Annotated in this window: 11 protein-coding genes and 4 tRNA genes; 14 read left to right on the forward strand and 1 reads right to left on the reverse strand. The window is 49.1% G+C overall.

The genetic code is table 11. From position 1 onward, the window contains the following. Window positions 1-222: 222 nt before the first annotated feature. Complete coding sequence (murB, locus tag ACIP6T_RS24970; RefSeq protein WP_097095312.1) at window positions 223-1,260, forward strand: UDP-N-acetylmuramate dehydrogenase; 1,038 nt, start codon at window positions 223-225, stop codon at window positions 1,258-1,260. Then, window positions 1,257-2,219 carry a bifunctional biotin--[acetyl-CoA-carboxylase] ligase/biotin operon repressor BirA gene (gene birA / locus ACIP6T_RS24975; protein ID WP_097095311.1) on the forward strand — a complete coding sequence of 321 codons (963 nt, stop codon included), beginning with the start codon at window positions 1,257-1,259 and terminating at the stop codon, window positions 2,217-2,219. Before murB ends, birA begins: the two co-directional genes overlap by 4 nt. A gap of 56 nt (window positions 2,220-2,275) precedes the next feature. Here the strand turns inward: birA and coaA are convergent, their stop codons facing one another. Next, window positions 2,276-3,226: a type I pantothenate kinase gene (gene coaA / locus ACIP6T_RS24980; RefSeq protein WP_097097607.1), complete on the reverse strand. Its 951-nt coding sequence runs from the start codon at window positions 3,224-3,226 to the stop codon at window positions 2,276-2,278. 769 nt (window positions 3,227-3,995) lie between these two features. On the opposite strand from coaA, the gene ACIP6T_RS24985 reads away from it, so the two are divergent. The 12 genes from ACIP6T_RS24985 (at window position 3,996) to rpoB (ending at window position 13,881) form a co-directional block, all read left to right on the forward strand. Continuing rightward, window positions 3,996-4,071, forward strand: a tRNA-Thr gene (locus ACIP6T_RS24985). Window positions 4,072-4,078: 7 nt separating this feature from the next. Further along, a tRNA-Tyr gene (locus tag ACIP6T_RS24990) sits at window positions 4,079-4,163 on the forward strand. Window positions 4,164-4,354: 191 nt separating this feature from the next. After that, a tRNA-Gly gene (locus ACIP6T_RS24995) sits at window positions 4,355-4,429 on the forward strand. A gap of 5 nt (window positions 4,430-4,434) precedes the next feature. Continuing rightward, a tRNA-Thr gene (locus tag ACIP6T_RS25000) sits at window positions 4,435-4,510 on the forward strand. Between the two features lie 107 nt (window positions 4,511-4,617). After that, window positions 4,618-5,802: an elongation factor Tu gene (gene tuf / locus ACIP6T_RS25005; protein WP_097095310.1), complete on the forward strand. Its 1,185-nt coding sequence runs from the start codon at window positions 4,618-4,620 to the stop codon at window positions 5,800-5,802. A 227-nt stretch (window positions 5,803-6,029) separates the two neighbouring features. Then, entirely contained in the window at window positions 6,030-6,413 is a 384-nt protein-coding gene (gene secE, locus ACIP6T_RS25010) for a preprotein translocase subunit SecE (RefSeq protein WP_097095309.1), read from the forward strand. A gap of 1 nt (window position 6,414) precedes the next feature. Beyond that, complete coding sequence (gene nusG / locus ACIP6T_RS25015) at window positions 6,415-6,960, forward strand: transcription termination/antitermination protein NusG (protein WP_007886300.1); 546 nt, start codon at window positions 6,415-6,417, stop codon at window positions 6,958-6,960. Between the two features lie 148 nt (window positions 6,961-7,108). Continuing rightward, a complete protein-coding gene (gene rplK, locus ACIP6T_RS25020; RefSeq protein WP_007886298.1) occupies window positions 7,109-7,537 on the forward strand; it encodes a 50S ribosomal protein L11 in 429 nt (142 codons plus the stop codon). Between the two features lie 3 nt (window positions 7,538-7,540). Continuing rightward, window positions 7,541-8,245, forward strand: a complete 705-nt coding sequence (gene rplA, locus ACIP6T_RS25025; RefSeq protein WP_097095308.1) for a 50S ribosomal protein L1 — start codon at window positions 7,541-7,543, stop codon at window positions 8,243-8,245. 348 nt (window positions 8,246-8,593) lie between these two features. Continuing rightward, the gene (rplJ, locus tag ACIP6T_RS25030) at window positions 8,594-9,091 is read left to right on the forward strand and encodes a 50S ribosomal protein L10 (protein WP_058973440.1); all 498 of its coding nucleotides are present in this window, start codon (window positions 8,594-8,596) and stop codon (window positions 9,089-9,091) included. 66 nt (window positions 9,092-9,157) lie between these two features. Next, a complete protein-coding gene (gene rplL, locus ACIP6T_RS25035; protein WP_097095307.1) occupies window positions 9,158-9,520 on the forward strand; it encodes a 50S ribosomal protein L7/L12 in 363 nt (120 codons plus the stop codon). 332 nt (window positions 9,521-9,852) lie between these two features. Continuing rightward, entirely contained in the window at window positions 9,853-13,881 is a 4,029-nt protein-coding gene (gene rpoB / locus ACIP6T_RS25040) for a DNA-directed RNA polymerase subunit beta (RefSeq protein WP_097095306.1), read from the forward strand. Window positions 13,882-13,888 lie beyond the last annotated feature (7 nt).

Raw genomic sequence — 13,888 nt, forward strand, 5'->3', positions numbered from 1 at the left:
AACTCAGAAGTGAAACGCCGTAGCGCCGATGGTAGTGTGGGGCCTCCCCATGCGAGAGTAGGGAACTGCCAGGCATTAAATAAGTGAAGAAGCCCTGAACGGAAGTTCGGGGCTTTTTTACGTCTGTAGATGTTACTTTCCCAACGGAAACTAAGAAAACATCAACCTCGGAACATATCGATCAGGTAAACTACGGCCAGATAAACTAGTTAAGGCCGTGAAATGTCCAGCCCCTATACATCCCTACAAGCTTTCAACACCCTAGATCTTGCAATCAGCGCACAAACGCTGATCGTCGCCGATAATTCTGATGCCATAAGCTTAGCCTGGAAAAATAGCCAGCATTCCAACTTGCCCTTTATTGTATTGGGTGAAGGAAGCAACGTACTCTTTCTAGAGGATTTTAGCGGTACTGTTGTGATTAACGCTATCAAAGGTATTGCTATTGAAGAGCAGGATGAAGCATGGCATTTGCATGTCGGCGCCGGTGAAAATTGGCATAGTTTAGTTGAGCAGACGTTAAAGAAAGGGATTACCGGTTTAGAAAACCTGGCGCTGATCCCTGGTATGGCGGGGTCAGCACCCATTCAAAATATTGGCGCTTATGGCGTCGAATTTAAGGATATCTGCCACTATGTAGAAGCCTTGCATTTACCGACGCAGAAAATTATCCGTTTGTACCGCGAAGAGTGCCAGTTTGGTTACCGTGACAGCATTTTCAAGCATGAGATGAAGAGTGACTATGTCATTGTTGCAGTTGGATTACGACTGTTAAAACAGTGGCAGCCAGTTCTGAGCTATGGCGATCTAGTAAAGCTGAATCCAGCAACCGCCTGTGCCTGGGATGTATTTAATGCTGTTTGCCATATGCGACAAAGCAAACTGCCTGACCCACATATCACAGGCAATGTCGGTAGTTTCTTCAAGAACCCCCTTATTTCGGACGAGCAGGCGGCGGCATTAATTAAAGAGTGGCCAACTATCCCATATTATCCACAAGCCAGTGGTGACGTAAAATTAGCCGCTGGCTGGCTAATCGATCAATGTGGCCTTAAAGGGTATCGGGTCGGCGGTGCGGCAGTTCATCGTCAGCAGGCATTAGTGCTGATTAATGAAAATCACGCCACGCCGCAAGATATTGTAAGCTTGGCGCATCAGGTCCGAAATAGAGTCGGTGAAAAATTCGATGTTTGGCTGGAGCCAGAGGTGCGCTTTATCGGTGCTCGAGGCGAACGTAACGCCGTTGAGGTAATCTCATGAAAGATAATAGCGTGCCGTTAAAGTTAGTGGCACTTTTGGCTGATGGTGAATTTCACTCTGGTGAACAACTCGGTGAAGCGCTTGGGATGAGCCGGGCTGCTATTAATAAGCATATTCAAACCCTGAAAAGCTGGGGTTTAGATGTGTATACGGTGACGGGAAAAGGTTATAGCCTGCCAGCAGCTATGCAGTTATTAGATGAAGAAGTCATTTTGTCACATTTGCATCAACCCGATCTGGCAGTTATTCCTGTTATTGATTCTACCAACCAATATTTGCTGGAACGCATGAACCAGCTCCCTTCAGGCTATGCATGCATTGCCGAATATCAACAAGCAGGACGAGGACGCCGCGGCCGGAAATGGTTCTCTCCATTTGGTACCAACCTCTATATGTCAATGTATTGGCGCCTTGAGCAGGGGCCAGCAGCGGCAATGGGGTTGAGTTTAGTTATTGGTATTGTCATGGCTGAAGTCATTCAGTCGTTAGGTGCGCCTGATATACGCGTTAAATGGCCAAATGATCTTTATCTTAATGATCGTAAACTCGCGGGTATTTTGGTTGAGTTAACGGGTAAAACCGGTGATGCTGCGCAGATCGTTATAGGTGCCGGTATTAATTTGCTAATGCGCTCAGAAGGGGCAGCGGAAATTAATCAGGGCTGGATCAATTTGCAGGAAGCGGGAATCGAGATTGATCGCAATGAACTGGCCGCGAAATTACTCAACAGCCTGCGCGAAGCGCTACCAATTTTTGAGCGTGATGGTTTAGCACCTTTTGTTACGCGCTGGGAAGCCCTTGATAACTTTATTAATCGTTCTGTGAAGCTACTGATTGGCGAGCGTGAGGTACATGGTATTGCACGTGGAATCGATAACCAGGGGGGCTTATTACTAGAGCAGGGTGGTGAAATTAAATCGTGGGTGGGAGGAGAGATTTCTCTTAGGCCTGGTAATTAATTTCACCAGTTAAGGCTAAAACGCCCATTACTTTTTGGGCGTTTTAGCAAAAATCTCTATTTTCTTAACCGAAGACTTTGTACTGCGTGATCTGCTGATTTAGTCATAATAAGACTAGCGCGTTCACGAGTCGGGAGGATATTTTCCTTAAGATTAAGCCAGTTAATCTCTTTCCAGAGCCCGCGTGCGATATTGAGCGCATCCTCTTCTGGCAATTGAGAATAGTGATGGAAATAAGAGTCAGGATCGCTAAACGCTCCCTCACGGAATTTCAAAAATCGGTTTACATACCAACTTTCGAGTAACGACTCAGGTGCGTCAACATAAATAGAAAAATCCACGAAATCTGAGACAAATACATGGTGAGGATCGTGAGGATAATCCATGCCGCTTTGTAAAACATTCAATCCTTCAAGAATAAGGATATCGGGCTGTTGTACGACTTTGTCTCCGTCCGGGATAACATCATAAATAAGATGTGAATAAACCGGTGCTGTCACCTGGCTTGCGCCGGATTTTAAGTCGGAAACGAAATTTACCAGACGATGCATATCATAGGATTGCGGGAATCCTTTTTTCTTCATCAAACCGCGCTCTTTAAGCACGGCATTAGGATGCAAGAAACCATCGGTAGTGATCAGCTCAACCTTGCGGTGTTCTGGCCAGCGGCTAAGTAATGCTTGTAGCACACGAGCCGTGGTGCTTTTACCAACGGCAACACTGCCAGCAATACTGATGATATAGGGAATTTTTTGACCATTGGTACCAAGAAACTGCTCAAGCACCGCCTGGCGTCTCAAATTTGAGCTGATATAGAAATTAAGCAGGCGTGAGAGTGGAAGATAGATCTCGGCTACTTCTTCTAATGAAAGATCTTCGTTTATGCCACGTAAACGTTCAATTTCACCTTCGGCCAGCGTCATTGGCACCGAGTCGCGTAGCGCTGCCCATTGCTGACGATTGAACTGTAAATAGGGCGTAGTTAGAGGTGTCGTTTTTTTACTCATAAGCATGCGTTTGAGTGCAAATTTTGATGTATCAACATCTTGTAGCATCGAGCATACAACGATGTATCAAACTCAATTGCACGTCACAGGGGTAATTAACGAGAACAATGGGCAGGAGGGTAACACCAGTGTGAGTTTAAAAAGAAGTAAAATGACAAACATAAGCACGCTTTCGCAACCGTGTCCGCATTTTTCTTGTCGCTCAGTAGCTTGCCACTACATTTTCTGCTGAGGTGTTGTGCAAACGCTATGAGTAACTTACAGGGACATTGTAAATCATTAGCGCAAAACGAATGGGTTGCTCTCTTTCGCATAATAGAGCCGTACAACCACAGCGATAACCTCAACATATAGCAAGCGGGATGGACAGCTGTACGCCTCACGCTCCAGCCTTTGCATTAATCCTGGCCCTATACGATATGCCTGGCAGTGAAATCCCTCAGCTCCTCTTCCTCTCATTTTACTGGTTAATGTAGATAAATAAAAAAATGGTCCACTGACAAAAGATTTTTTGCGGCTTTTTTATAAAAAAAATCACCATTTGTACGATATCGGGCAGGGAGGAACCCAGAAGTCTGCATAAGAAAAGAAGAGGCTAAGCAAAAAGCGATTCATTAATGCGATGCAAAAATGCACGCACATTGAATGTTTTTTCTGCATATGATGACTGAATTGAGATGATTTGCACAAATAGTAAGCGATAGAACGAATTTGGCAATTTTTTTGTTGCATCCTTCTTCGGGTCTTCCTAGAATGCGCTCCACTTGATGCCGGCTTAGCTCAGTTGGTAGAGCAACTGACTTGTAATCAGTAGGTCACCAGTTCGATTCCGGTAGCCGGCACCATCAAGTAGGTGGGATTCCCGAGCGGCCAAAGGGAGCAGACTGTAAATCTGCCGTCACAGACTTCGAAGGTTCGAATCCTTCTCCCACCACCATCTCAACCTCTTGGTTGGGCATCAGATAAGGCCCTTATCTGATGGGTGAGTTTTTCATCTCTCACCTTCGAATTTCAGATTGTGCATTAGCGCAATCAAAGTCGGTCAGAAATGCTGACTGGCCGAATAATAGAAGGTCTTCTTTTATTATTCATAAGCTACAGAAAGAACAGGTAGCCGAGTTCCAGGATGCGGGCATCGTATAATGGCTATTACCTCAGCCTTCCAAGCTGATGATGCGGGTTCGATTCCCGCTGCCCGCTCCAGATGTGCTGATATGGCTCAGTTGGTAGAGCGCACCCTTGGTAAGGGTGAGGTCCCCAGTTCGACTCTGGGTATCAGCACCACTTCCTTTATCTCTCTCCTGATTCTCTCTCTGTAAACCAAACAGTCAGGCATTGCCTGGTTGATATGACGATATCTTCGATATATCCGTGTCTTAGAGGGACTAGCGATGGCTAAAGAGCAATTTCAACGCAACAAACTGCACGTAAACGTGGGCACCATCGGTCACGTCGACCACGGTAAAACCACCCTGACTGCTGCAATCACTACCGTTCTGGCTAAAACCAACGGCGGCCAGGCGCGTGCGTTCGACCAGATCGACAGCACTCCTGAAGAAAAAGCACGTGGTATCACCATCAACACTGCACACGTTGAGTATGAAACCCCGTCTCGCCACTATGCGCACGTTGACTGCCCAGGCCACGCCGACTATGTGAAAAACATGATCACCGGTGCTGCGCAGATGGATGGCGCAATCCTGGTTGTTGCTGCGACTGACGGCCCAATGCCGCAGACTCGTGAGCACATCCTGCTGGGTCGTCAGGTTGGCGTTCCTTACATCATCGTGTTCCTGAACAAGTGCGACATGGTTGATGATGAAGAGCTGCTGGAACTGGTTGAGATGGAAGTCCGTGACCTGCTGTCACAGTACGATTTCCCAGGCGACGACACTCCAATCGTTCGCGGTTCAGCACTGAAAGCGCTGGAAGGCAACGCTGAGTGGGAAGCTAAGATCACTGAGCTGGCTGGTCACCTGGATACTTACATCCCGGATCCAGTTCGTGCTATCGACATGCCATTCCTGCTGCCAATCGAAGACGTATTCTCAATCTCTGGCCGTGGTACCGTTGTTACCGGTCGTGTAGAGCGCGGTATCGTCAAAGTGGGCGATGAAGTTGAAATCGTTGGTATCAAGCCGACTGTTAAGTCGACCTGTACCGGCGTTGAAATGTTCCGCAAACTGCTGGACCAGGGCCAGGCAGGCGAGAACTGTGGTGTTCTGCTGCGCGGTATCAAGCGTGAAGACATCCAGCGTGGCCAGGTTCTGGCTAAGCCGGGTTCAATCAAGCCACATACCAAGTTCGTATCAGAAGTATACGTACTGTCTAAAGACGAAGGCGGCCGTCATACTCCGTTCTTCAAAGGCTACCGTCCACAGTTCTACTTCCGTACTACTGACGTGACCGGTAACGTTGAGCTGCCAGAAGGCGTTGAGATGGTAATGCCTGGCGACAACGTGAAAATGACCGTTGAGCTGATCCACCCAATCGCGATGGACCAGGGTCTGCGTTTCGCAATCCGCGAAGGCGGCCGTACCGTAGGCGCGGGCGTTGTTGCTGAAGTTATCGCTTAATTACGATAACATTTGACGCAATGCACAAGGAAAGGGCATCATTTGATGCCCTTTTTGCACGCTGTTACATAGAACCTGGCTCATCAGTGATTTTCAATCATAATCATTGCTGAGACAGGCTCTGTTTCACGGCGTTGGATACCGAGTAACGCTCAAAAGCTCATTCGGTTTGGATGCCTCGCTCTGCGGGGCAGAATAGTTTCTGAATTATTGTGGCAGGTTGGTTTATGAGTGCGAATACCGAAGCTCAAGGAAGCGGGCGCGGCCTTGAAGCGATAAAATGGGTAGTTGTGATCGCATTGCTCCTGGTAGCAATCGTCGGCAACTATATTTATCGCGATGTAACACTGCCGCTGCGCGCGCTGGCTGTGGTTGTGCTGATCGCTGCCGCTGGCGGCATTGCATTGTTGACAATCAAAGGCAAGGCGACAGTGGCATTTGCTCGTGAAGCAAAAACCGAAATGCGTAAGGTCATTTGGCCGACTCGCCAGGAAACATTGCACACCACGTTAATCGTTGCCGCGGTAACTGCCGTGATGTCACTGATTTTGTGGGGGCTGGATGGTATTCTGGTCCGTCTGGTATCGTTTATCACTGGCCTGAGGTTCTGAGATGTCTGAAGCTCCAAAAAAACGCTGGTACGTCGTTCAGGCGTTCTCCGGTTTTGAAGCTCGCGTAGCGAAGTCGCTGCACGAGCATATCAAACTGCACAACATGGAAGAGCTTTTTGGCGAAGTCATGGTGCCGACTGAAGAAGTCGTTGAAATCCGTGGTGGGCAGCGTCGTAAAAGCGAACGCAAATTCTTCCCTGGCTATGTACTGGTTCAGATGGTGATGAATGATGCCAGCTGGCACTTAGTACGCAGTGTGCCGCGTGTAATGGGCTTTATTGGTGGTACTTCTGACCGTCCAGCGCCAATCAGTGATAAAGAAGTAGATGCGATCATGAACCGCCTGCAGCAGGTTGGTGATAAGCCGCGTCCAAAAACACTGTTCGAGCCAGGCGAAATGGTACGTGTCAGCGATGGTCCATTTGCCGACTTCAACGGTGTGGTCGAAGAAGTGGACTACGAGAAGAGTCGCTTGAAAGTGTCTGTTTCCATCTTTGGCCGTGCAACACCAGTAGAACTCGATTTTGCTCAGGTGGAGAAAGGTTAACCCTTTTGTTCACTTTTTAGCTCTTGCGGAAGGCGCGAAATTTACCTATAATTTCGCGCCTTTTGTTTTTATGTGCCAGCAATGGCGTATAAATCGTTATCACGGGGAGCCTGTTTTCCAGGCGCTATAACCCAATTGAGGAAATATCATGGCCAAGAAAGTACAAGCCTACGTTAAGCTGCAAGTTGCAGCTGGTATGGCTAACCCAAGTCCACCTGTTGGTCCAGCTCTGGGTCAGCAGGGTGTTAACATCATGGAATTCTGCAAAGCGTTCAACGCGAAAACTGAATCCCTGGAGAAAGGTCTGCCTACTCCTGTTGTTATCACCGTATACAGTGACCGTTCTTTCACCTTCGTTACCAAAACGCCTCCGGCTGCCGTACTGCTGAAAAAAGCAGCGGGCATCAAGTCTGGTTCTGGTAAGCCGAACAAAGACAAAGTCGGTAAAGTTTCTCGTGCTCAGGTACGTGAAATCGCAGAAACTAAAGCTGCGGACATGACTGGTTCTGACGTAGAAGCGATGACTCGCTCTATCGAAGGTACTGCTCGTTCCATGGGCCTGGTAGTAGAGGATTAAGAAATGGCTAAGCTGACCAAGCGCATGAGCGTAATCCGTGACAAAGTTGATGCTACTAAGCAGTACGACATCAATGAAGCTGTTGCTCTGCTGAAAGAACTGGCTACCGCTAAGTTCGTAGAAAGCGTTGACGTTGCTGTTAACCTCGGCATCGATGCACGTAAATCTGATCAGAACGTACGCGGTGCGACCGTTCTGCCACACGGTACTGGTCGTTCAGTACGTGTTGCTGTCTTCACCCAAGGTGCAAACGCTGAAGCTGCTAAAGCAGCCGGCGCAGAGCTGGTAGGTATGGAAGACCTGGCTGAGCAGATCAAGAAAGGCGAAATGAACTTTGACGTTGTTATCGCATCTCCAGATGCAATGCGCGTTGTTGGCCAGTTGGGCCAGGTTCTGGGTCCACGCGGCCTGATGCCAAACCCGAAAGTGGGTACTGTAACCCCTAACGTTGCTGAAGCAGTGAAAAACGCTAAAGCAGGTCAGGTTCGTTATCGTAACGACAAAAACGGCATCATCCACACTACCATTGGTAAAGTGGATTTTGACGCTGACAAACTGAAAGAAAACCTGGAATCTCTGCTGGTCGCGCTGAAAAAAGCAAAACCATCACAGGCGAAAGGCGTGTACATCAAGAAAGTCAGCATCTCTACCACCATGGGCGCCGGCGTTGCCGTTGACCAGGCTGGTCTGAGCGCATCAGCAAACTAATTGCTGCTTGTAACGGGCGAAAAATTCATCTAGAATCTTACGCCCGTTGTTCTGGTTGTTCGCGCAACTCAGAACCCAGATTCAAAGCGACTGAATAGCTATGCCTTAAAACTTAGTCATTCAGCTGCTTAGGTTGGAGCCAGGCCTTATCCTGGCCTCCGTCCAAGACCGCAGGAGCGAAATATTCTCGAATATTTTGCTTAATACCCTGCGTAGACGGTGACAGAACCAAAAAGAATTTTTTCTTCACTGGATTCTGCTCACCGTGTAATAGCGCTTATTGCCTTCGGGTAATTAAGTGAAGTGAGTTCCGGGAAATCTTTCCCGGTCAATCCAGGAGCAAAGCTAATGGCATTAAATCTTCAAGGCAAACAAGCGATTGTTGCTGAAGTTAGCGAAGTAGCCAAAGGTGCGCTTTCAGCGGTTGTTGCGGATTCCCGTGGCGTAACCGTTGATAAAATGACCGAACTGCGTAAAGCAGGTCGTGAAGCTGGCGTTTACATGCGTGTTGTTCGTAACACCCTGCTGCGCCGCGTCGTTGAAGGTACTCCTTTTGAGTGCCTGAAAGACACGTTTGTTGGTCCGACCCTGATTGCATATTCTATGGAACACCCGGGCGCTGCTGCTCGTCTGTTCAAAGATTTCGCTAAAGCGAATGCAAAATTTGAGGTCAAAGCTGCAGCCTTTGAAGGTGAGCTGATCACGGCGGCCAATATTGACCGTCTGGCAACTCTGCCGACTTACGAAGAAGCACTGGCACGTCTGATGTCGACCATGAAAGAAGCCGCTGCTGGCAAACTGGTCCGTACTCTGGCTGCTGTGCGCGATGCAAAAGAAGCGGCTTAAGGCTAATTTCTTTTCCTTCGTGCTTGCTAACGTATAAACTTTTTCTGATTTTTAGGAACAATCGATATGTCTATCACTAAAGACCAAATTCTGGAAGCGGTTGCCGCTATGTCCGTAATGGAAGTAGTTGAGCTGGTTTCTGCTATGGAAGAAAAATTCGGCGTTTCTGCTGCTGCCGCTGTAGCTGTTGCTGCTGGCCCAGCTGAAGCTGTTGAAGAAAAAACTGAGTTCGACGTAGTTCTGAAGTCTGTTGGCGCTAACAAAGTCGCAGTAATCAAAGCAGTACGTACTGCAACTGGCCTGGGCTTGAAAGAAGCTAAAGACCTGGTTGAAGCTACTGGTACTATCAAAGAAGGCATCAGCAAAGATGACGCAGCCGCTCTTGAAGCTGCTCTGAAAGAAGCTGGCGCTGAAGTTGAAGTTAAGTAAGACAACCCTTGGGTTGCAGCCTGAGTAACATTAGGCTGATGGCTGGTGACTTTTCAGGTCACCAGCCTTTTTGCGCTACAGGGGAATGATGGCGTTTCGCACTGTTTGTCCGTCATTCCTCTTCAATATCTTTTTCTATCGACGCCTTAATATATCGCTTTCCTGCAAAGGTTCCCTGCCTGAACAACGGCGATGAAATGATTTAAGAGTGATAGAAAGATGTATTGCATGGGGTGTTACGCATCGCATGAAAAACAAAAAATAGTGTTGCATGAACTGTCCTTTTCAGGACGGACAGCGTGGTTCGACATGTCAGCTAGCTGAGGAACCCCATGGTTTACTCCTATACCGAGAAAAAACGTATTCGTAAGGATTTTGGTAAACGTCCACAAGTTTTGGACATACCTTATCTCCTTTCTATCCAGCTTGACTCGTTCCAGAAGTTTATCGAGCAAGATCCAGAAGGCCAGTACGGTCTGGAAGCAGCCTTCCGTTCCGTATTCCCGATCTCTAGCTACAGCGGCAACTCCGAGTTGCAGTATGTCAGCTACCGTTTGGGTGAGCCGGTCTTTGACGTAACTGAATGTCAGATCCGTGGCGTGACCTATTCGGCACCGCTGCGCGTGAAACTGCGTCTGGTGATCTACGAGCGCGAAGCGCCGGAAGGCACCGTAAAAGACATCAAAGAACAAGAAGTCTACATGGGTGAAATTCCACTCATGACCGACAACGGTACCTTTGTAATCAATGGTACTGAGCGTGTTATCGTTTCTCAGCTGCATCGTAGTCCTGGCGTGTTCTTTGACAGCGATAAGGGTAAAACGCACTCTTCCGGTAAAGTGCTGTATAACGCACGTATCATCCCTTACCGCGGTTCATGGCTTGACTTCGAGTTTGACCCGAAAGATAACCTCTTTGTCCGTATTGACCGTCGTCGTAAGCTGCCGGCCAGTATCATTCTGCGCGCGTTAAACTTCACCTCAGAACAAATCCTCGATCTGTTCTTTGACAAAGTCGTTTATGAAATCCGCGATAACAAACTGCAGATGGAACTGGTGCCTGAGCGCCTGCGTGGTGAAACCGCCTCCTTCGATATCGAAGCCAACGGCACGGTCTACGTTGAGAAAGGTCGTCGCATTACTGCGCGCCACATCCGTCAGCTGGAAAAAGACAGCATTCAGCATATCGAAGTACCGGTTGAATACATTGCTGGCAAAGTAGTCGCTAAAGACTACGTCGACCTGAACACCGGCGAGCTGATTGTTCCTGCGAACATGGAATTATCACTGGATCTGCTGGCGAAGCTGAGCCAGTCAGGCCACAAGCGCATCGAAACGCTGTTTACCAACGACCTGGATCACGGTGCATATATCTCCGAGACCCTGCGTGTTGACCCAACCAGCGATCGCTTGAGCGCACTGGTTGAGATCTACCGCATGATGCGTCCTGGTGAGCCACCAACGCGTGAAGCCGCTGAAAACCTGTTTGAGAACCTGTTCTTCTCTGAAGATCGTTACGATCTTTCTGCGGTTGGCCGCATGAAGTTCAACCGTTCTCTGCTGCGTGATGAGATCGAAGGTTCAGGTATCCTGAGCAAAGACGACATCATCGAAGTGATGAAGAAACTTATCGGTATCCGTAACGGTATTGGTGAAGTGGATGATATCGATCACCTCGGTAACCGTCGTATTCGTTCTGTTGGCGAGATGGCAGAAAACCAGTTCCGTGTAGGTCTGGTTCGTGTTGAGCGTGCAGTTAAAGAGCGTCTGTCTCTTGGCGACCTCGATACGCTGATGCCACAGGACATGATCAACGCTAAGCCGATTTCGGCAGCGGTGAAAGAGTTCTTCGGTTCAAGCCAGCTTTCCCAGTTTATGGATCAGAACAACCCGTTGTCTGAGATTACGCACAAACGTCGTATCTCTGCTCTGGGCCCAGGTGGTCTGACTCGTGAACGTGCCGGCTTCGAAGTACGTGACGTACACCCAACCCACTACGGTCGTGTATGTCCTATCGAAACCCCGGAAGGCCCGAACATCGGTCTGATCAACTCACTCTCTGTTTATGCGCAGACTAACGAATATGGTTTCCTTGAAACCCCATATCGTCGCGTTGTAGATGGCAAAGTGAGTGATGAAATTCATTACCTCTCTGCAATCGAAGAGGGTAACTACGTTATCGCTCAGGCGAACACCAACCTTGCAGACGATGGCAGCTTTGTTGACGATCTCGTCACCTGCCGTAGTAAGGGTGAATCAAGCCTGTTCAGCCGCGATCAGGTTGACTACATGGACGTTTCCACCCAGCAGGTGGTTTCTGTCGGTGCGTCACTGATCCCGTTCCTGGAGCACGATGATGCTAACCGCGCCTTGATGGGTGCGAACATGCAACGTCAGGCGGTTCCAACTCTGCGTGCTGATAAGCCGCTGGTTGGTACCGGTATGGAACGTGCAGTAGCGGTTGATTCCGGTGTAACTGCCGTAGCGAAACGTGGCGGTACCGTTCAGTACGTTGATGCTTCTCGTATCGTTATCAAAGTTAACGAAGAAGAGATGTATCCGGGCGAAGCGGGTATCGACATCTACAACCTGACCAAGTACACCCGTTCTAACCAGAACACCTGCATCAACCAGATGCCATGTGTGAATCTGGGTGAGCCGATTGAGCGTGGCGATGTACTTGCTGATGGCCCGTCTACCGATCTCGGTGAGCTGGCGTTGGGTCAGAACATGCGCGTGGCGTTCATGCCATGGAACGGTTACAACTTCGAAGACTCCATTCTCGTATCCGAGCGTGTGGTTCAGGAAGATCGTTTCACCACTATTCACATCCAGGAACTGGCATGTGTGTCTCGTGACACCAAGCTGGGGCCAGAAGAGATCACCGCTGATATCCCGAACGTGGGTGAGGCTGCGCTTTCTAAACTGGATGAATCCGGCATCGTGTATATCGGTGCGGAAGTGACCGGTGGCGACATTCTGGTTGGTAAGGTTACCCCGAAAGGTGAAACCCAGCTGACGCCAGAAGAAAAACTGCTGCGTGCGATCTTCGGTGAAAAAGCCTCTGACGTGAAAGATTCGTCACTGCGCGTGCCGAACGGCGTATCCGGTACGGTTATCGATGTGCAGGTCTTCACCCGTGATGGCGTGGAAAAAGACAAGCGCGCGCTGGAAATCGAAGAGATGCAGCTGAAGCAGGCGAAGAAAGACCTGTCTGAAGAATTGCAGATCCTTGAAGCGGGCCTGTTCGGTCGTATCCAGGCGGTACTGATTTCGGGTGGTGTTGAAGCTGATAAGCTGGACAAACTGCCACGTGAGCGCTGGTTGGAGCTGGGCCTGACTGATGAAGAGAAGCAGAATTCTCTGGAGCAGTTGGCTGAGCAATACGACGAGCTGAAGCACGAGTTTGAGAAGAAACTTGAAGCTAAGCGTCGCAAGATCACTCAAGGCGATGATCTGGCACCAGGCGTGCTGAAAATCGTTAAGGTGTATCTGGCTGTTAAGCGTCAGATCCAGCCTGGTGACAAGATGGCAGGTCGTCACGGTAACAAGGGTGTTATCTCGAAGATCAACCCTATCGAAGACATGCCTTACGATGAGAACGGTACGCCGGTCGACATCGTACTGAACCCGCTGGGCGTACCATCGCGTATGAACATCGGTCAGATTCTGGAAACTCACCTTGGTATGGCGGCGAAAGGCATTGGTGAAAAGATCAATGCGATGCTGAAGAAGCAGGAAGAAGTCTCCAAACTGCGTGAGTTCATCCAGCGTGCTTACGATCTGGGCACCGATGTGCGTCAGAAAGTTGACCTGAACACCTTTACCGACGACGAAGTGCTGCGTCTGGCAGAAAACCTGAAGAAGGGTATGCCAATCGCGACTCCGGTGTTTGACGGTGCGAAAGAGAGCGAAATCAAAGAGCTGCTGCAGCTCGGCGGTCTGCCTTCTTCCGGTCAGATCACCCTGTTCGACGGCCGTACCGGTGAGCAGTTTGAGCGTCAGGTAACCGTAGGTTACATGTACATGCTGAAACTGAACCACTTGGTCGACGATAAGATGCACGCACGTTCTACCGGTTCTTACAGCTTGGTTACTCAGCAGCCGCTGGGTGGTAAAGCGCAGTTCGGTGGACAGCGCTTCGGTGAGATGGAAGTGTGGGCACTGGAAGCATATGGTGCCGCGTATACCCTGCAGGAAATGCTTACCGTTAAATCTGATGACGTTAACGGCCGTACGAAGATGTATAAAAACATCGTCGACGGTAACCATCAGATGGAACCGGGCATGCCGGAATCCTTCAACGTACTGTTGAAAGAGATTCGCTCGCTGGGTATCAACATCGAGCTGGAAGACGAGTAAGTACTCG

Source organism: Pantoea sp. NPDC088449 (assembly GCF_044753225.1).
Lineage (GTDB): Bacteria > Pseudomonadota > Gammaproteobacteria > Enterobacterales > Enterobacteriaceae > Pantoea > Pantoea floridensis.